The following is an 18,778-nucleotide window of genomic DNA, read 5'->3' as shown; positions in this document are numbered from 1 at the left end:
GACTACGCGATGCGGTCGAGGACGATCGGGTTCGGGGTGAACGCGGTGCCCGCCGGGGCGACCTCGATGCCGCCATCGAGGGCGGCGATGGCGTAGTCGTAGCGCTCGGGGGTGTCGGTGTGGAGGGTGAGGAGGGGCTGGCCGGCCACGACGGTGTCGCCGGGCTTGGCGTGCATCTCGATGCCGGCGCCGGCCTGCACCGGGTCCTCCTTGCGGGCGCGGCCGGCGCCGAGGCGCCAGGCGCTGACGCCGACGGCGTAGGCGTCGAGCTTGGTGAGGACGCCGGAGGCGGGGGCGGCGATGACGTGCTGCTCGCGGGCGACGGGGAGGGGCGCGTCGACGTCGCCGCCCTGGGCGGCGATCATGCGGCGCCAGTGGTCCATCGCGGAGCCGTCGCGCAGGGCGTCCGCCGGGTCCTTGCCGTGGACGCCGGCGGCGGCGAGCATCTCGCGGGCGAGGGCGAGGGTGAGTTCGACGACGTCGGCCGGGCCGCCGCCGGCGAGGACCTCGACGGACTCGCGGACCTCCAGGGCGTTGCCCGCGGTGAGGCCGAGCGGGGTGGACATGTCGGTGAGCAGGGCGACGGTGTTGACGCCGGCCGTGGTGCCCAGGCCGACCATGGTGCGGGCGAGTTCGCGGGCGTCGTCGATGTTCTTCATGAACGCGCCGGAGCCGACCTTGACGTCCAGGACGAGCGCGCCGGTGCCCTCGGCGATCTTCTTGGACATGATCGAGGAGGCGATCAGCGGGATGGCCTCGACGGTGCCGGTGACGTCGCGCAGCGCGTACAGCTTCTTGTCGGCGGGGGCGAGACCGTCGCCGGCGGCGCAGATGACGGCGCCGGCGCCGCGCAGGACGTCCATCATCTCCTCGTTGGAGAGCAGGGCGCGCCAGCCGGGGATGGACTCCAGCTTGTCGAGGGTGCCGCCGGTGTGGCCGAGGCCGCGGCCGGAGAGCTGCGGGACGGCGGCGCCGCAGGCGGCGACGAGCGGGGCGAGCGGGAGGGTGATCTTGTCGCCGACGCCGCCGGTGGAGTGCTTGTCGCTGGTGGGCAGCGGCAGGGAGGAGAAGTCCATCCGGACGCCGGAGCGGATCATCGCCTCGGTCCAGCGGCTGATCTCCCGCGCCTTCATACCGTTCAGGAAGATCGCCATGGCCAGCGCGGACATCTGCTCGTCGGCGACCTCGCCGCGGGTGTAGGCGTCGATGACCCAGTCGATCTGAGCGTCGCTCAGCTCTCCGCGGTCGCGCTTGGTCCTGATGACGGAGATGGCGTCCATGCGTGCTCCAAGAGGGTTGTTCAGAAAGGCATCGAATGCGCAGCAAACGCGAAGAGTGTCGCGAGATGACCGGTCATCGGCCCGCTCGCGACACTCTACGCGCGTAACAAATCAAGAGGCTAGAGCCGCTCCGGCCCGAACGCGTCGGGCAGGACCTCGCTCATCGGCTTCACGCCGGAGGCCAGGTCGACCAGCAGCTCCGGGCCGCCGTGCTCGTACAGCAGCTGGCGGCAGCGCCCGCACGGCATCAGCAGTTCGCCCGCGCCGTCGACGCAGGTGAAGGCGACCAGCCGGCCGCCGCCGGAGGCGTGCAGCGCGGACACCAGGCCGCACTCGGCGCACAGCCCGAGCCCGTACGAGGCGTTCTCGACGTTGCAGCCGGAGACCAGCCGGCCGTCGTCCACCAGCGCCGCCGCGCCGACCGGGAACTTGCTGTACGGGGCGTACGCGTGGCTCATCGCCTCGCGCGCCGCCTCGCGCAGCCGCTCCCAGTCGACCGCGGAGGCCGCGCCGGCCGCGTCCGCGACGGGTGCCGTCACTTGCCCTGCCCCTTGCGGTAGATCTGGCCGTCCGCCTTGGGCATGCGCAGTCGCTGCGAGGCCAGCGCCAGGACCACCAGGGTGATCACGTACGGCGTGGCGACGATCAGCGGACGCTGCACCTGCTCGGTGAAGGCGTACCAGCACAGCAGGCCCGCGGCCGCCGCGGCGGTGATCGCCGTCGCGACGTACTTGCGGCGGTACAGGTGCCACAGCGCCAGCAGGATCATCGCGATGCCGACGATCAGGATCAGCACGTGCACCGACTCCGGGTCGCGCAGCTGGAGGCTGTCGGTGAAGCCGAACAGGCCCGCGCCCATGGCCAGGCCGCCGGGCAGCCAGTTGCCGAAGATCATCGCGGCGAGGCCGATGAAGCCTCGCCCGGCCGTCTGGCCGTCCTTGTAGAAGTGCGAGGCGACCAGCGAGAGGTACGCACCGCCGAGGCCCGCGAAGGCGCCGGAGGCGATGACCGCCATGTACTTGTACTTGTAGACGTTGACGCCCAGCGACTCGGCCGCCGTCGGGTTCTCGCCGCAGGAGCGCAGACGCAGGCCGAAGACCGTGCGCCACAGGGCGAAGTAGCTGACCACGATCAGTGCGCCGGCCAGCACCACGACCACCGAGAGGTTGGTGACCAGGCCGCCGAGCACGCCCGCGACGTCGGAGACGAAGAACCAGTGGTGGCCCTCGATGTCCTTCAGCCAGGAGGACAGGCCCGGGACGGTGATGTACGGCAGCGGATCGGCCGGCGGGGACTGGCCCTGACCGGCGCCCGCCGACACGTAGTCCTTGTAGTAGATCCGGTTGACGTACGCGCAGATGCCGGGGATCAGCAGGTTGATGCCGACGCCGGAGACGATGTGGTCGACGCCGAAGGTGACGGTGACGACCGCGTGCAGCAGACCGCCGAGCGCACCGCCCGCCATGCCGGCCAGCAGGCCGACCCACGGGTTGACCAGGTAGCCCGCCCAGGCACCGCAGAAGGTGCCGGCGACCATCATGCCTTCGAGGCCGATGTTGACCACACCGGCCCGCTCGGACCAGAGACCGCCCAGACCGGCCATGCCGATCGGCACGGCGGCGCCGAGTGCGGCGGTGATCTGACCGGAGGAGGTCACCGAGTGGTTGCCGGTGGCCATGCCGACGGCGGCGATCAGGAGCAGCGCGCCCGCGATCAGCAGGAGCACCACCGGCCAGGACAGCTTGCGCTTCTTCGTCGGCTTGCCCGATGGCTCTCCGAGCGGGAAGGCGACCCTCTTCCAAAACTCGGTCGTGAAGTTCTGGCTCATGCCGCGACCTCCTTGTTCTCAGCGGCCGCGGCGGCCTGGGCGGCGAGCTCGGCGCCGACGCGGCGCTGCTGGCGGACGAGGCCGTAGCGGCGCACCAGCTCGTACGCGACGACGACGCAGATGACGATGGTGCCCTTCATGACGTCGACGATCTCGAAGGGGAACTCACCGTTGAGGGGCAGCGGGAGCACCGAGCCGGCGGCGTCGAGGAAGGCGAACAGCAGCGCCGCGAAGGCGATGCCGATCGGGCTGTTGCGGCCGAGCAGGGCGATGGAGATGCCCAGGAAGCCGAGGCCGGGCTGGAAGGTCTGGCCGAAGTAGTACGAGTGCTGCATCAGCTCGGGCAGGCCGATCAGACCGGCGATCGCGCCGGAGACCGCCATCGAGATGACGACCATCTTCTTGACGTTCACACCGGAGGCCGTCGCGGCGCTCTCCGAGCGGCCGGTGGCGCGCAGGTCGAAGCCGAAGCGGGTGCGGGTCAGCGTGAACTGGAAGACGACGCCGACGACGACGGCGATGAGCAGGAAGCCCCAGACCTGGCCGCCGTTCGTGTCGAACGCGAAGAAGCGGCTGGACTCCGAGATCGGCTTGGTCCCGATCGAGTTGCTGGTGCCGCTGACCTTGGGCGCGAAGATGCCCGGGACGAGCAGGACGCCGACGATCGCGGTGGCGATCGAGTTCAGCATGATGGTCGCGATGACCTCGCTGACGCCGCGGTAGACCTTCAGCAGACCGGCGATGCTCGCGTACAGGCCGCCGATCAGCATGGCGGTGATCAGCAGCAGCGGGATCTGGATGAAGGACGGCAGGTCGAGCTGGCCGCCGACGAAGGCCGCGAACAGCGCCGCCACCTTGTACTGGCCCTCGACGCCGATGTTGAACAGGTTCATCCGGAACCCGAACGCGGCGGCGGCCGCGGCCAGGTAGTAGGTGCTCACCCGGTTGATGATGTTGACCTGGCCGTCCGACTTGGTGGCGTACGTGATCATCACGTTCCACGCGTCGAACGGGTTCTTGCCCGAGGTCGCCAGCAGGATGGAGCAGATCGCGACGGAGAGCAGGATCGCGAGCACCGGCGCGGCCAGCGCGAACGCGACGCGCTCGAAGCTGAAGCTCTTCGCCGGGCCGGGCTTGGCGCCGGCCGGGGGGTTGGGACTGGTCATGTGGCTACTCCCCCGCCTTGGGATCGTCGGCGGTGTCGGACGGAACGGCGTCGCTCGGGTCGGCCTCGGACGGACGGTCCCCGTCGCCCTCGGCCTCGGCCTCGGTGCCCTCGACGAGGATCTCGTGGTACTCCTCGACGGCCTCCGGCTCGGACTCCAGGTGGCCGCTGGCCGCACCCGTCATCGCGGTGCCGAGGTCCTCGGCGGTGACGGTGGCCGGGTCCGCGTCGGCGACCAGGCGCCCGCGGTAGATGACCCGGATGGTGTCGGAGAGCCCGATCAGCTCGTCCAGGTCGGCCGAGATCAGCAGGACCGCCAGGCCCGCGCGCTGCGCGACCCGGATGTGCTCCCAGATCTGGGCCTGCGCGCCGACGTCCACGCCGCGGGTGGGGTGGGCGGCGATGAGCAGCTTGGGCTCGTGGCTCATCTCGCGGCCGACGATCAGCTTCTGCTGGTTGCCGCCGGAGAGGGAGGCCGCGGTGACCTCGATGCCGGGGGTGCGGACGTCGTACTGCTCGACGATGCGCTGGGTGTCGACGCGGGCGGCGGCCGGGTCGAGCAGGATGCCCTTGGAGTTGGGCTTCTCGGTGACGTGCCCGAGGATGCGGTTCTCCCAGAGCGGGGCCTCCAGCAGCAGGCCGTGCTTGTGGCGGTCCTCGGGGATGTAGCCGATGCCGGCCTCGCGGCGGGCGCGGGTGAGCGTGCCGGAGAGGTCCTTGCCGTCCAGGGAGACGGCGCCGGCGTTCAGCGGCAGCATGCCCATGATGGCCTCGACGAGCTCGGCCTGGCCGTTGCCCTCGACGCCGGCGATGCCGAGGATCTCGCCCTTGCGGATGCGCAGCGAGATGTCGTCGAGGACGACGCGCTCGATGCCCTCGGCGTCGGTCTTGGCGATGCGCAGGCCCTCGACCTGGAGCATCACCTCGTCCGTGACGGTGGACTCGCGGGTCTCCGGGGAGGGCAGTTCGGCGCCGACCATCAGCTCGGCGAGCTGGCGGGCGGTGACGGCCTTCGGGTCGGCGTCGCCGACGGTGGTGCCGCGCCGGATGACGCTGATCGCGTCGGCCACCGAGAGCACCTCGTGCAGCTTGTGCGAGATGAAGATGACGGTGACGCCCTCGGCCTTGAGCTCCCGCAGGTTGTCGAACAGCGCGTCGACCTCCTGCGGGACGAGCACGGCCGTGGGCTCGTCGAGGATGAGGATCTTGGCGCCGCGGTAGAGCACCTTGAGGATCTCGACGCGCTGGCGGTCGGCGACGCCGAGGTCCTCGACCAGGGCGTCCGGGCGCACGCTCAGCCCGTACTGGTCGGAGATCTCCTTGATCTTCGCCTTGGCCCTGGCCCCGATGCCGTAGAGGCTCTCGCCGCCGAGGACGACGTTCTCCCACACCGTCAGGTTGTCGGCGAGCATGAAGTGCTGGTGCACCATGCCGATGCCGCGGGCGATGGCGTCGCCGGGGGTGTTGAACTCGCACTGCGCGCCGTTGATGGCGATGGTGCCCTCGTCCGGCTTCTGCATGCCGTAGAGGATCTTCATCAGCGTCGACTTGCCGGCGCCGTTCTCGCCCATGAGGGCGTGCACGGTGCCGCTGCGGACGGTGAGGTTGATGTCGTGGTTGGCCACGACGCCGGGGAAGCGCTTGGTGATGCCGCGCAGTTCGACGGCCGGTGTCGCCGTCCCCGCGCTGGGGGTGCCGTCCTTGCGCAGGGGGACGGGGTCGGATGCGGTGATGGCGATCTCCTGGTGGTCTGGGGGCGCGTCGTTGCGCTGGAGGGCCAAGGGGGGAACGGGGAAACGTGCGGGGACGGAACGGGGCCCGGGGGTACGCGTTGAGCGCACCCTTCCGGGCCCCTCCCGTGCTGCGTCACCGGGCGTTCGCGCTGCCGGGCAGGCGGCTGGGCGCGGCTACGACTCCGGGATGCTCGGGCCTCAGCCCTCCGGCGTGACCGGGATCTTGGTCTGACCGCTGGTGATGGCGTCGGTGGCGGTCTTCAGCTTGTCCTGGATGTCGTCGATCTTGCCGCCGGTGGTGGCGAGGGAGACACCCTGGGCCTTGAGGTCGAACAGCTTGATGCCGGTCGGGTTCTGACCCTTCTTGACCGAGTCGATGTAGCTGTAGACCGCGGTGTCGACGTTCTTGACCATCGAGGTCAGGATGTAGTCCTTGTACCTCGCCAGGGCCGGCTGGGCGGCCTGGTCGGAGTCGACGCCGATCGCGTACTTCTTCGCGTTGGCGACGGCCTCGATGGCGCCGTTGCCGGAGGAGCCGGCGGCCGAGTAGATGACGTCCGCGCCCTTGTCGAGCTGGCCCTGCGCGGCCTCCTTGCCCTTGTCGGGCGAGGCGAAGCCGGAGAAGTCGGGCGGGGTGGTCAGGTAGGTGGTCTCGACGACGATGTTCGCGTCGACGGACTTCACACCCGCCTTGTAACCGGCCTCGAACTTCTTGATGAGCTCGGACTGCACACCGCCGATGAAGCCGACGTGCTTGGACTTCGACTTGTTCGCGGCGGCGACGCCGGCGAGGTACGACCCCTCCTGCTCGGCGAAGAGCAGCGAGGTGACGTTGGACGGCTGGTCCTTGCTGTTCGAGTCGATGATCGCGAACTTGACGGTCGGGTTGTCCTTGGCGACCTTGTTGACCGCGTCCTGGTAGACGAAGCCGACGGCGACGATGGTCTTGTAGCCACCGTCGACGAGGTTCTTGAGACGGGTCTCCTTGTCGGCCTCGGCCTCGCCCGGCTTGGCCTCGGCCTCGGTGACCGAGACGCCCAGGTCGGCCTTGGCCTTGTCCAGGCCACGGGCGGCGGAGTCGTTGAAGGACTGGTCGCCACGGCCGCCGATGTCGTAGGCCATACCGACCTTCAGCGAGTCGGACGCACCGCCGGAGGAGGCGGTGTTGCTGTCAGTGCTCTTTGCGCCGCAGGCGGCGAGCGAGGCCATGCCCAGGGAACCCGAGAGCACAACCGCAGCGAGCTTCATAGAACGGCGCAAGGGAGTATCTCCTTCTCACACGCACCCGATTAGCGTGGTCGGACGCCACCGTAACGCGCGTAGAACACGGTTGTGTCACGAGCTGCCTGAGCATTCGGGTTGTTATCAAACCGTGGTCTGATGCCGACTCCGGGGCTCTATTCCGGCGCGGACGGTGAAAATCCGAGACTGGTCCGGCCCAGTTTACGGAACCGGACCGGACCAGGATCTCGACGACCCGATCACGGGCCGACCACAGGGCTGCGGAAACCGATCAGTCCCGGTCGCCGTCCAGGGCCAGTGCCGAAAAGAGCTCGACCCCGACGCCGATGGCCCGTTCGTCCACGTCGAACCTTCCCTGGTGCAGGTCCCGGACCGTCGTCTCGCCGGGGGCGCGGACACCCAGTCGGGCGAGCGCGCCGGGGGCGTGCTCCAGGTACCAGGAGAAGTCCTCACCGCCCAGGCTCTGTTCGGTGCTCTCGACCACCTGCGCGCCGTCGCCCCCGAACCGGGCGTTCATCGCCTCGTCCAGCAGGGTGACGGAGTCGGCCTCGTTGACCACCGGCGGCACCCCGCGGTGGTAGTCCAGCGTCCACTTGGCCCGGTAGGTCTCGGCGAGCTTGGCGATCAGCTCGTGCAGCATGTCCGGCGCCTCGCGCCAGCCGGCCAGCTCCAGGCAGCGGACGGTGCCCTCCAGCTCGGCGTGCTGCGGGATCACGTTGGGCGCGGAGCCCGAGGCGATCCGGCCCCAGACCAGGCTGACGCCCCAGCGCGGGTCCATCCGGCGGGCCAGCGCGCCCGGGAGGTCGGCGGCCATCCGGGCGATCGCCGTCACCAGATCGGTGGTCAGGTGCGGGCGGGCGGTGTGGCCGCCGGGGCCGTCCAGGTGCAGGACGAGACGGTCGCAGGCCGAGGTGATCGCCCCGGTGCGCAGGGCGATCCGGCCGACCTCCACCTTGGGGTCGCAGTGCACGGCGAAGATCCGGCCGACGCCGTCCATCCCGCCGGCCTTGATCACGTCCAGCGCGCCGCCGGGCATGACCTCCTCGGCGGGCTGGAACACCAGCCGGACGGGCCGGCGCAGCTCGCCGCCGCGCAGGGCCTGCGCCAGCACCAGGCCCGTGCCGAGCACCACCGAGGTGTGCACGTCGTGGCCGCAGGCGTGGGCGCGGCCGGGGACGGTCGAGCGGTAGGAGACGTCGGTCTTGGCGTCGTCGATCGGCAGCGCGTCGATGTCGGCGCGGAAGGCCAGGAACTCGGTACCGGGGGCGGTGCCGGGCGGGACGAGGTCGACCAGCAGGCCCGTACCGCCGGGCAGCACCCGCGGCTTGAGCCCCTCCTCCAGCAACCGGTCGCGCAGGAGCCCGGTGGTGCGGAACTCCTGCCGGCCCAGCTCGGGGTGCCGGTGCAGATCCCGGCGGAAGGCGATCAGCTCGGGCTCGAGCGCCGCGACCTGGGCGCGCAGTCCGGCGGCGGGGCGTGCGGCGTCGAGCGTCGTGCCCGGCTGAGCGGGCTCAGGACGGTTCATCTCCCCAAGCGTAGGCCCGCCGGGGGACTTTTTCCCGGCTTCCGGAAAATCAGTGCCCGGATGGGCGCATACCGGCCGGACAGGTGGGTATGACATCTCGTTTCAGCCGCCTTCCCGGTGTTGCCTGACCTGTGCAACGATCACCCGGGTCGGTGGACACGGCTGGCGCCGCCTTGACGGACACGGGTGTTGACGAGCGGTCAGAAACGTTCCACCGGAGCGTACGTGCCCCACACTCCCCGACCTCTCGGCGGTACGGCGCACCGTAGCCGGGGCACCTCCGACGGCGGTCGAGGGGCGCTCGGCCCGCGATCCGAGGCGGTCCGAGACGACCCGACGCGGTCCGACGCGGTCCGACCCGGGCTCCCCCGCCGCGCCGCCGACGCGGTTGAGATGATCGGACGAACGACGGACGATCCCCCAGGGAGTGGCAATGACCGAGCAGAAGGTGGCCGTGGTCACCGGTGCCAGCAGCGGGATCGGCGCGGCGACGGCCCGCCGGCTGGCGGCCGAGGGCTTCGACGTGGTGCTGACCGCCCGCCGGACGGAGCGGATCGAGGCCCTGGCCAAGGAGATCGGCGGCCGCGCCGTCACCCTGGACGTCACCGACCGGGCCGCCGTGGACGCCTTCGCGGCGCAGCTGGGCCGGGTGGACGTCCTGGTGAACAACGCCGGCGGCGCGATCGGCGCCGAGACGGTCGAGCAGGGCGACCCGGCCGACTGGCGGGCCATGTACGAGGTGAACGTGCTCGGCGTGCTGCACGTGACCCAGGCGCTGCTGCCGGCCCTGCGGGCCACCGGCGACGGCACCGTCCTGGTGATGTCCTCCACCGCCGCGCTGGCCGCGTACGAGGGCGGCGGCGGGTACGTCGCGGCCAAGCACGCCGCGCACACCATCGCGGCGACGCTGCGGCTGGAGCTGTGCGGGGAGCCGATCCGGGTGATCGAGATCGCCCCGGGCATGGTGAAGTCCGAGGGCTTCGCCGTCACCCGCTTCCGCGGTGACGAGGAGAAGGCCGCCGCCGTGTACGCGGGCGTCGCCGAGCCGCTGACTTCCGAGGACGTCGCGGACACCGTCGCCTGGGCGGTCACCCGGCCGTCGCACGTCAACATCGACCTGCTGGTCGTGCGCCCCCGGGCCCAGGCGGCCAACCACAAGGTCCACCGCGCATAGGTCCGCCGGACACAGAGGCGCAGGTCGGGCGGCCCGGGGGCCACTGATCGAACGTGTCACCCACCAGTGGTACACACGTGCGATGAAGATCTACCGGGCCGCCCGCCCACGCGTCCTGCTGACCGCCCTGGCGGCAGGCACCCTGCTCCTCGCCACCGCCTGCGACGGCAAGTCCGCGCCCTCCCAGGAGCAGGCCGGCACCACCGCCGCGAGCACCGCGGCCACCCCGACGCCCAAGCCCACCGGCGAGGCCGACCCCGCGCTCAAGCCCTTCTACGGCCAGCAGATCGCCTGGACCCCGTGCCCGGCCGACCCCAAGGCCGAGAAGGCCAAGGTCGACACCACCGGCATGATGTGCGGCAAGCTGCACGTCCCGCTCGACTACGCCAACCCCGCCACCGACGCCATCGACCTCGCCCTGATCAAGCACCCCGCCGCCAAGGCGGACCAGCGGGTCGGCTCCCTGATGGTCAACCCGGGCGGCCCCGGCGGCTCCGGCGTCGAGATGGTCGAGTTCGGCGCCAAGGACTTCGCCGGCCCCCTGCACGACCGCTTCGACGTGATCGGCTTCGACCCCCGCGGCACCGGCGCGAGCTCGCCCGTCGTCTGCTACGACGACAAGCAGCACGACGCCCTCAACGACCAGGACGCCCCGCTCGACCCGGCCACCCGCAAGGCCGAGCGCGCCAAGCTGTCCGTCGACCACGCCGCCGCCTGCCAGGCCAAGTCCGGCAAGCTGCTGCCCTTCGTCGGCACCCGTAACACCGCCCGCGACCTCGACGTGCTGCGCGCCGTCGTCGGCGACAAGAAGCTCAACTACCTCGGCGTCTCCTACGGCACCTACCTCGGCTCCGTCTACGCCGAGGAGTTCCCGAAGAACACCGGCCGGCTGATCCTCGACGGAGCCGTCGACCCCTCCCAGGACTCCCTGGACCACGGCATCGACCAGCAGGTCGGCTTCGAGAAGTCCTTCGAGCGCTTCGCCGCCGACTGCGTGGAGAACCACGGCGACCAGTGCTCCCTCGGCAAGGACAAGGACAAGGCCGCCAAAAAGGCCGCCGACTTCCTCGACGGCCTCCACGACAACCCGATCACCACCAAGGACGGCCGCAAGCTCGGCCGCGACCAGGCGTGGACCGGCGTCATCTCGATGCTCTACGGCGACACCAAGAGCTGGGAGTACCTGCGCAACGCCCTCGGCTGGGCCATGGTCCGCGGCAAGGGCGACATGCTGCTGGCCTTCGCCGACCAGTACAACGGCCGCGACGAGGACGGCCACTACAGCCCGATGGACGAGGCCAACGGCGCGATCCGCTGCGCGGACGCCAACCGCCCGGCCGCGACCCCCGAGCGCGCCGCCGCGGCCGCCAGCCGGCTGCTCGCCGAGGCGCCGCTGCTGTCCAAGGGCGTCACCGCGGACGACTACGCCGAGGCGGGCTGCGCCCACTGGCCGTTCCAGACCACGGAGAAGCCGCACCCCATCCGCGCCGAGGGCGCCGCGCCGATCCTGGTCGTCGGCACCACCGGTGACCCGGCCACGCCGTACGCCTCGGCCGAGTCCCTGGCCAAGGGCTTCGCCAACGCCACCCTGCTGACCCGCGTCGGCGAGGGCCACGCCGCCTTCGGTCAGGGCAACGCCTGCATCGACAAAGCCATGGCCGCCTACCTGACCGAGGGCACCATGCCCGCCGCGGGCACCCGCTGCGAGTAGCACCTCCCCGCCGGGGAGGGCCGTACCGACGAAGCCGACGAAGCCGATGAAGCTGACGAACCGGTGTCAACGTCACAACTTGATAGCTCGTCCGGATGAATTCGGCGTGCGCCCTCCCCAACTGATGACCGCTCAACTACCTTGGAGGAACCGCCCGACCGGCCCAGACGGCCGCCCGAGGCCCCCATACTTCACCTGCTCCACCACCCCCCTTCACCGGCACCTTCCCGCCCTCACGAGGAGGACCCGCTGGCCAGCGACATCCCGCCACAGCGGCTCGATCCCATTTCCGAGCCGACCCTCCTCGGGTTGCACCGCTTCAACGAGGCCGACGACGGCGCCGCCGAGGAGGCCCTCCTGGCCTGCTGCGGCAGCCACCGCTGGGCCCTGCGGCTCGCCGCCCACCGCCCGTACCCCGACATAGAGTCCCTGCTGGCCGCCGCCAGCGAAGCCTCGTACGACCTGCGCCACGCCGACCTGACCGAGGCGCTCGCCGACGAGAGCTGGATGCCCCAGCCCCTCCTCGGCATGCGGGCGCCCGGCAGCCAGGCCGCGCACACCGCGCTGCGGGCGGCGCACGCCGCGTACGAGGCGCGGTTCGGCCACGTCTTCGTCGTCTGCCTCGACGGGGTGGAGCCGGAGGAGATGCTCGACGCGGTGCTCTCCTCCATCCGCACCCGGCTGGCGAACGACCCCGACGAGGAGCGGCTGATCGCGGCCGACGAGCTCCGGCGGATCGCGCTCACCCGTCTGGAGCACCTGGTCGCCACCCATTCGGAGGCCGCGGCCCGCTGAGTCCGTGCCAGACCTCACCGCTCCTCAGATGCCCCTCGGATGCCCGGCACCCCTCCGCGCCGCGGTGACAGACCCTCTGTCACCGCGGCGCGGTCGTGCGTTCACTCTGTGTGGCGAAAAGCCCGCTTGTTCCCGCCCCACTAGGCCAGAAGTGCCTGATTGATCACACCCGGGGGCCCCGGAGGCGACGAGCGATAACGCGCCGATAGGATGCTGGCGGCCGGTGGACCGTACCCGGCCGGGCTGACCGACACCGAAGCCGGCCGAGCCCCCAATCGCTTCCGGAGGGTTTTTCCGTGCCGGCTGGAACGCTGTACCGCGGCCGGGAAGGCATGTGGAGCTGGGTGGCTCATCGAGTCACCGGCGTCCTCATCTTCTTCTTCCTGTTCGCCCACGTCCTGGACACCGCCCTGGTGCGAGTGTCGCCGGAGTCCTACGACACCGTCATCCAGACGTACAAGACTCCCCTCGTGAACTTGATGGAGTACGGCCTCGTGGCCGCCATCCTGTTCCACGCCCTCAACGGCCTGCGCGTCGTCGCCGTGGACTTCTGGTCGAAGGGCCCGAAGTACCAGAAGCAGATGCTGTGGACCGTCATGGGGATCTGGGTCGTCATGATGGCCGGGTCCTTCTACGGCATCCTGCAGCACACCCTGATCGACTGGTTCGGGAAGTGAGCTGACTGATGTCCACGGAATACACGTACTCCGACGCGATCGACGTCCCCTCCAAGCAGGCGCACACCGGCAAGGGCCTCGGCACGGGCAACCCCGCCGACGCCTTCGTCATCGAGCCGCCGCGCAAGCGGACGGGCAAGACGCCGCGTCGCACCCGCACCAACTTCGAGATGCTGGCCTGGCTCTTCATGCGCCTGTCCGGTGTCGTCCTGGTCGCGCTGATCCTCGGCCACCTGTTCATCATGCTGATCATGGACGGTGGCGTCTCCAAGATCGGGTTCGCCTTCGTCGCCGGTCGCTGGGCCTCGCCGTTCTGGCAGGGCTGGGACCTCCTGATGCTCTGGCTCGCCATGCTGCACGGCGCCAACGGCATGCGGCAGGTCATCAACGACTACGCCGAGAAGGACTCGACCCGGCTCTGGCTCAAGGGGCTCATGGGTACCGCCACGGTCTTCACCGTGCTGCTGGGCACCCTGGTGATCTTCACCTTCGACCCCAACATCTGAGCCGCGAGCACCATCGACCACCGGCAGAGGCCAGAGGCGAGTTAACCCCCCATGCAGATTCACCAGTACGACACCGTCATCGTCGGCGCCGGCGGCGCCGGCATGCGCGCGGCCATCGAGTCGACGCAGCGCAGCCGCACCGCCGTCCTGACCAAGCTCTACCCGACCCGGTCCCACACCGGCGCGGCCCAGGGCGGCATGTGCGCCGCCCTGGCCAACGTCGAGGAGGACAACTGGGAGTGGCACACCTTCGACACGGTCAAGGGCGGTGACTACCTGGTCGACCAGGACGCCGCCGAGATCATGTGCAAGGAGGCCATCGACGCCGTCCTCGACCTGGAGAAGATGGGCCTGCCCTTCTCCCGCACCGAGCAGGGCCGCATCGACCAGCGCCGCTTCGGCGGCCACTCCCGCAACCACGGCGAGGCCCCGGTCCGCCGCTCGTGCTACGCGGCCGACCGCACCGGTCACATGATCCTCCAGACGCTGTTCCAGAACTGCGTCAAGCACGGCGTCGAGTTCTTCAACGAGTTCTACGTCCTGGACCTGCTGATCAACGAGGGCAAGACGGCCGGCGTCGTCGCCTACGAGCTGGCCACCGGCGAGATCCACGTCTTCCAGGCCAAGTCCGTCGTGTTCGCCTCCGGCGGCACCGGCAAGTTCTTCAAGGTCTCCTCCAACGCCCACACCCTCACCGGTGACGGCCAGGCCCTGGTCTACCGCCGCGGCCTGCCGCTGGAGGACATGGAGTTCTTCCAGTTCCACCCGACCGGCATCTGGCGCATGGGCATCCTCCTCACCGAGGGCGCCCGCGGCGAGGGCGGCATCCTGCGCAACAAGGACGGCGAGCGCTTCATGGAGCGCTACGCCCCCGTCATGAAGGACCTCGCGTCCCGTGACGTCTGCTCCCGCGCGATCTACACCGAGATCCGCGAAGGCCGCGGCTGCGGTCCGGACGGCGACCACGTCTACCTGGACCTCACCCACCTGCCGCCGGAGCAGCTGGACGCCAAGCTCCCGGACATCACCGAGTTCGCGCGCACCTACCTCGGCATCGAGCCCTACACGGACCCGATCCCGATCCAGCCCACCGCGCACTACGCCATGGGCGGCATCCCGACCAACGTCGAGGGTGAGGTCCTGCGCAACAACACGGACATCGTCCCGGGCCTGTACGCGGCCGGCGAGGTCGCCTGCGTGTCCGTGCACGGCGCCAACCGTCTGGGCACCAACTCCCTGCTCGACATCAACGTGTTCGGCCGTCGCGCGGGCATCGCCGCCGCCGACTACGCCAACGCGCACGAGTTCGTCGAGCTGCCGGGGAACCCGGAGGAGAAGGTGCAGGCGCTCGTCGACGGCCTGCGCGAGTCCACCGGCACCGAGTCCGTGGGGCAGATCCGCAAGGAGCTGCAGGAGACCATGGACGCCAACGCGATGGTGTACCGCACCGGCGCCACCCTGAAGCAGGCGGTCGAGGACATCGCCGCGCTGAAGGAGCGCTACAAGAACGTCTCCATCCAGGACAAGGGCTTCCGCTACAACACGGACCTCCTGGAGGCCGTCGAGCTGGGCAACCTGCTCGACCTGGCCGAGGTGCTGGCCGTCTCCGCGCTGGCCCGTGAGGAGTCCCGCGGCGGCCACTACCGCGAGGACTTCCCGACGCGTGACGACGTGAAGTTCATGCAGCACACCATGGCGTACCAGGAGGTCGACGCCGAGGGCGCCACCTCCATCCGCCTCGACTACAAGCCGGTCGTCACGACCCGCTACCAGCCGATGGAGCGTAAGTACTGATGAGCACTCCGACTGTGGAGCACTCGGCCGCTCTGGACGCGGTCGAGGCCGGAGCCGTCCAGCCGATCACCGTCACCTTCCGCATCCGCCGGTTCAACCCGGAGGAGCACCCGGAGCCGGTGTGGGTGGACTACCAGCTGACGATGGACCCGAAGGAGCGCGTCCTCGACGCGCTCAACAAGATCAAGTGGGAGCAGGACGGCACCCTGACCTACCGCCGTTCCTGCGCCCACGGCATCTGCGGCTCCGACGCCATGCGGATCAACGGCCGCAACCGGCTGGCGTGCAAGACCCTGATCAAGGACGTCGACCCGGAGAAGCCGATCACGATCGAGGCCATCAAGGGCCTGACGGTCCTCAAGGACCTGATCGTGGACATGGACCCGTTCTTCCAGGCGTACAAGGACGTCATGCCGTTCCTCATCACCAAGGGGAACGAGCCGACCCGCGAGCGACTGCAGTCCGCCGAGGACCGCGAGCGCTTCGACGACACCACCAAGTGCATCCTGTGCGCCGCGTGCACGTCGTCCTGCCCGGTCTTCTGGAACGACGGCCAGTACTTCGGCCCGGCCGCCATCGTCAACGCGCACCGCTTCATCTTCGACTCGCGCGACGAGGGCGGCGAGCAGCGCCTGGAGATCCTCAACGACCGCGAGGGCGTGTGGCGCTGCCGCACCACCTTCAACTGCTCCGAGGCGTGCCCCCGCGGCATCGAGGTCACCAAGGCCATCCAGGAGGTCAAGCGCGCCCTGGTCACCCGCCGCTTCTGACCTTCCCGCGCCCGACACGTACGCAGGCCCCCCGTCCCACCGGACGGGGGGCCTGCGGCGTTCTCAGTCGGTGGCCGGGGTGCGGCGGGTGGCGCGGAGGCCGCGCAGGCCGAGGGTGCCCACGGCGATGCCGAGGAGGGCGGAGGTGACGGCGAGGAGGAGGTGGATCCAGAAGAAGGCGGTGGGCCGGGAGTGGTCGCCGTCGGTGAAGGCCTGGCCGCCGGAGTCCTTCCAGAGGTTCTTGACGAAGGTGGTCCAGATGATGATCGACCAGACCCCGAAGGCGGTCAGGAACCAGGAGGCGCGACGGCTGAGCTTCATCGGTCCAGTATGCGGGGGCCTCCGAACGGCGTAGGGCGGGGCCCTCCTGCGGAGGACCGGGGACCTGGTGGGGACGGGGGTCGGCTTCACTGGGTACGGTCTGCTGGTGCCGACACGCCGTCAGTCCCTCACTCAGCTGTGCGCCGCCCTCGCCGTGGCGCTGCCCGTCCTGCTCTGCGCCCCGGCGGCCGTCGCGGCGCCGTTCGAGCCGCCGCCGCAGGCGGTGATCGGCGGGGAGCGGCTCGCGGGGGCCGGGGTGCAGGTCGATCCGCAGGCGGGTGCGCCGGCGCTGCCCGGGGGGCTGACCGCGCAGTCCTGGATAGTCTCCGACGCCGCCACGGGCGATGTGCTGGCGTCCTACAACCCGCATCTGCGGCTGCCTCCGGCGAGCACGCTCAAGATCCTCTTCGCGGACACCGTGCTGCCCAAGTTCGACCGCAACGCCGTGCACAAGGTCGCCGACGCGGAGATCAGCGGCCTCGGTGCCGGGAGCAGCCTGGTCGGCATCAAGGAGAACCTGGACTACCGGGTCGAGGACCTGTGGCGCGGGGTGTTCCTGAGCTCGGGCAACGACGCCGTGCACGTCCTGGCGCACATGAACGGCGGTGTGCCGCAGACCGTCGCCGAGATGCAGGCCCGCGCGGACGCGCTGCAGGCGCGGGACACGAAGGTGATCTCCCCGGACGGCTACGACATGGACGGGCAGCTCTCCTCGGCGTACGACCTGTCGCTGTTCGCCCGCTCCGGCCTGCGCAACCCGGACTTCCGGATGTACTGCGCCACCAAGGACGCGATGTTCCCGGGGGCCGTCGACCCGAAGACCGGTCAGCGCGGCAGCTTCGGGATCGCCAACACCGACCGGCTGCTGGGCAAGTACCCGGGCCTGATCGGGGTGAAGAACGGCACCACCACGAACGCCGGCTCGACCTTCGTCGGCGCCGCCGAGCGCGACGGGCGCACCCTGCTGGTCACCGTGATGCACCCGGCGAGCTACCAGAAGGTGTACGACGAGACGGCCGCGCTGCTGGACTGGGGGTTCGCCGCGGCGGGCAAGGTGAAGCCGGTCGGGAAGCTGGTCGACGAGCTGCCGCCCGGCGGCGGGCCCGCCGAGGACAAGGCCACCCCCGCGCCGCCGCCGCACCCCTCGCCGAGCGCCGCGACGGCGAAGGCGGCGGCCGGGGGCGACGACGGGGGCCTGGGGCTCGCGGGCTGGCTGGTGGTGGCCGCGGCGGGCGGCGCGGTCGCGTACGGCGGGCTGGTGCTGCGGCGGCGGAGCAGGAAGGTTTAGGAAGCGGACTCGATCAGGGCGCGGCCGTGGGCGCGGGTGCGTTCCAGGGCCGCTTCCGGGTCCGCCGTGGCCGTCCAGGCGACGCAGTACATCAGCAGGCGGCAGACGAAGTTGATCCACAGCAGCAGCGCCACCGGGGTGGCGAAGGCCCCGTACAGGCTGCGGCCGGCGACGGAGCCGAGGTAGGAGGCGAGCGCCAGCTTCAGCACCTCGAAGCCGGCCGCGCCGATCAGCGCGCCCTGGAGGAGGGGGCGGCGGGCCTGGTCGGTGATCCCGGGGAAGGGGCCCAGCAGGTAGGCGAAGAGCACGGTGTCGCAGGCGACGGCGAGCAGCAGGCCGAACACGGTGAGCACGTAGCCGTTGTGCCAGCCGGTGTGGTCGGCGACCCAGCCGGCGGCCGTCGTCCCGACGGTGAACAGGCCCATGGAGAGCAGCGACACCGCGCCGAGGCCGGCCAGCACCAGGCAGTCCCAGAGCTTGCGCACCACCACGTTGCCGTCGTCGTCGGGCAGTTGCCAGACGTCCCGGACGGAGGTGCGCATGGTGTCGACCCAGCCGAGGCCGGAGACGAGCAGCAGGGCGCCGCCGACCAGGCCGATGGTGCCGGCGTTGGCGACCAGGGAGGGCAGGTTGAGGGAGTCGGACAGGCCGGGCAGCTGGTCGGAGATGCGGCGCTGGAGGTCGTCGACCCGGGCGTTGTCGAAGGTGGCGACGGCGATCGCCAGGGCGACGGTCAGCAGCGGGAACAGGGCGAGGAAGCCGAAGAAGGTGACGGCTCCGGCCAGCCGGTTGCCCCGGGCGGCGGTGAAGCACTCGTAGGCCCGGTAGGGGCGGCTGTGCAGCGCCCGGGTGACGAGCGGGCCGAGGACCGGCAGGCGGGTGAGGAAGTCCACCCGACCGGTTATACCAATGCGTCCCCCGAACGGCCGTCAGCGGCGCACCGTCCAAGGGCCGTCAGAGCCGGACCGG

The 18,778-nt window shown here is 70.6% G+C and carries 17 protein-coding genes; 8 read left to right on the top strand and 9 right to left on the bottom strand.

Going from position 1 to position 18,778, the window contains the following annotated elements; translation table 11 throughout:
- Positions 1-2 precede the first annotated feature (2 nt).
- The 7 genes from ACIBCA_RS12495 to ACIBCA_RS12465 form a co-directional block, all read right to left on the bottom strand.
- Positions 3-1,280: a thymidine phosphorylase gene (locus tag ACIBCA_RS12495; RefSeq protein ID WP_396282814.1), complete on the bottom strand. Its 1,278-nt coding sequence runs from the start codon at positions 1,278-1,280 to the stop codon at positions 3-5.
- A gap of 119 nt (positions 1,281-1,399) precedes the next feature.
- Positions 1,400-1,819 (bottom strand): cytidine deaminase, encoded by a 420-nt coding sequence (locus tag ACIBCA_RS12490; RefSeq protein WP_396282813.1) that lies wholly within the window; start codon positions 1,817-1,819, stop codon positions 1,400-1,402.
- Complete coding sequence (locus ACIBCA_RS12485) at positions 1,816-3,108, bottom strand: ABC transporter permease (protein ID WP_396282812.1); 1,293 nt, start codon at positions 3,106-3,108, stop codon at positions 1,816-1,818. Before ACIBCA_RS12485 ends, ACIBCA_RS12490 begins: the two co-directional genes overlap by 4 nt.
- Positions 3,105-4,274: an ABC transporter permease gene (locus ACIBCA_RS12480; RefSeq protein ID WP_396282811.1), complete on the bottom strand. Its 1,170-nt coding sequence runs from the start codon at positions 4,272-4,274 to the stop codon at positions 3,105-3,107. Before ACIBCA_RS12480 ends, ACIBCA_RS12485 begins: the two co-directional genes overlap by 4 nt.
- A 4-nt stretch (positions 4,275-4,278) precedes the next feature.
- The gene (locus ACIBCA_RS12475) at positions 4,279-5,844 is read right to left on the bottom strand and encodes an ABC transporter ATP-binding protein (protein WP_396282945.1); all 1,566 of its coding nucleotides are present in this window, start codon (positions 5,842-5,844) and stop codon (positions 4,279-4,281) included.
- A 360-nt stretch (positions 5,845-6,204) separates the two neighbouring features.
- Complete coding sequence (locus ACIBCA_RS12470) at positions 6,205-7,266, bottom strand: BMP family protein (protein WP_396282810.1); 1,062 nt, start codon at positions 7,264-7,266, stop codon at positions 6,205-6,207.
- 253 nt (positions 7,267-7,519) lie between these two features.
- Positions 7,520-8,773 carry an amidohydrolase gene (locus ACIBCA_RS12465; protein ID WP_396282809.1) on the bottom strand — a complete coding sequence of 418 codons (1,254 nt, stop codon included), beginning with the start codon at positions 8,771-8,773 and terminating at the stop codon, positions 7,520-7,522.
- A 433-nt stretch (positions 8,774-9,206) separates the two neighbouring features.
- Between ACIBCA_RS12465 and ACIBCA_RS12460 the strand changes: the two genes are divergently transcribed.
- The 7 genes from ACIBCA_RS12460 to ACIBCA_RS12430 all read left to right on the top strand — a co-directional run bounded on the left by ACIBCA_RS12460 (position 9,207) and on the right by ACIBCA_RS12430 (position 16,200).
- Positions 9,207-9,947, top strand: coding sequence for an SDR family oxidoreductase (locus tag ACIBCA_RS12460; RefSeq protein ID WP_396282808.1), 741 nt, complete (start codon positions 9,207-9,209; stop codon positions 9,945-9,947).
- A gap of 82 nt (positions 9,948-10,029) precedes the next feature.
- Entirely contained in the window at positions 10,030-11,658 is a 1,629-nt protein-coding gene (locus tag ACIBCA_RS12455; RefSeq protein WP_396282807.1) for an alpha/beta hydrolase, read from the top strand.
- Positions 11,659-11,967: 309 nt separating this feature from the next.
- Positions 11,968-12,453, top strand: a complete 486-nt coding sequence (locus tag ACIBCA_RS12450; RefSeq protein ID WP_396282806.1) for a 2-oxo-4-hydroxy-4-carboxy-5-ureidoimidazoline decarboxylase — start codon at positions 11,968-11,970, stop codon at positions 12,451-12,453.
- Between the two features lie 296 nt (positions 12,454-12,749).
- Complete coding sequence (sdhC, locus tag ACIBCA_RS12445) at positions 12,750-13,130, top strand: succinate dehydrogenase, cytochrome b556 subunit (RefSeq protein ID WP_396282805.1); 381 nt, start codon at positions 12,750-12,752, stop codon at positions 13,128-13,130.
- A gap of 8 nt (positions 13,131-13,138) precedes the next feature.
- Positions 13,139-13,636 carry a succinate dehydrogenase, hydrophobic membrane anchor protein gene (sdhD, locus tag ACIBCA_RS12440; protein ID WP_396282804.1) on the top strand — a complete coding sequence of 166 codons (498 nt, stop codon included), beginning with the start codon at positions 13,139-13,141 and terminating at the stop codon, positions 13,634-13,636.
- A 51-nt stretch (positions 13,637-13,687) separates the two neighbouring features.
- Positions 13,688-15,430 carry a succinate dehydrogenase flavoprotein subunit gene (gene sdhA, locus ACIBCA_RS12435; RefSeq protein WP_396282803.1) on the top strand — a complete coding sequence of 581 codons (1,743 nt, stop codon included), beginning with the start codon at positions 13,688-13,690 and terminating at the stop codon, positions 15,428-15,430.
- Positions 15,430-16,200: a succinate dehydrogenase iron-sulfur subunit gene (locus tag ACIBCA_RS12430; protein WP_396282802.1), complete on the top strand. Its 771-nt coding sequence runs from the start codon at positions 15,430-15,432 to the stop codon at positions 16,198-16,200. The genes sdhA and ACIBCA_RS12430 overlap by 1 nt, the downstream gene beginning before the upstream one ends.
- Before the next feature lie 63 nt (positions 16,201-16,263).
- Here ACIBCA_RS12430 and ACIBCA_RS12425 read toward each other — a convergent pair whose 3' ends face one another.
- Positions 16,264-16,521 (bottom strand): SCO4848 family membrane protein, encoded by a 258-nt coding sequence (locus ACIBCA_RS12425; RefSeq protein WP_396282801.1) that lies wholly within the window; start codon positions 16,519-16,521, stop codon positions 16,264-16,266.
- A 106-nt stretch (positions 16,522-16,627) separates the two neighbouring features.
- Here ACIBCA_RS12425 and ACIBCA_RS12420 point away from each other — a divergent pair, with 106 nt between their 5' ends.
- A complete protein-coding gene (locus ACIBCA_RS12420; protein WP_396282800.1) occupies positions 16,628-17,809 on the top strand; it encodes a D-alanyl-D-alanine carboxypeptidase family protein in 1,182 nt (393 codons plus the stop codon).
- On the opposite strand, the gene ACIBCA_RS12415 is transcribed toward ACIBCA_RS12420, so the two are convergent.
- On the bottom strand, positions 17,806-18,702 hold the full coding sequence (locus ACIBCA_RS12415; protein WP_396282799.1) for a YihY/virulence factor BrkB family protein: 897 nt from the start codon (positions 18,700-18,702) through the stop codon (positions 17,806-17,808). The two genes, ACIBCA_RS12420 and ACIBCA_RS12415, sit on opposite strands and share 4 nt — an antisense overlap.
- Positions 18,703-18,778: the final 76 nt, after the last annotated feature.

It is taken from the genome of Kitasatospora sp. NPDC051170 (assembly GCF_044455705.1).
In the GTDB taxonomy this organism is placed as follows: domain Bacteria; phylum Actinomycetota; class Actinomycetes; order Streptomycetales; family Streptomycetaceae; genus Kitasatospora.
The sequence above is the reverse complement of the archived record's forward strand: the minus strand, read 5'-3'. Positions and strand labels throughout refer to the sequence as shown.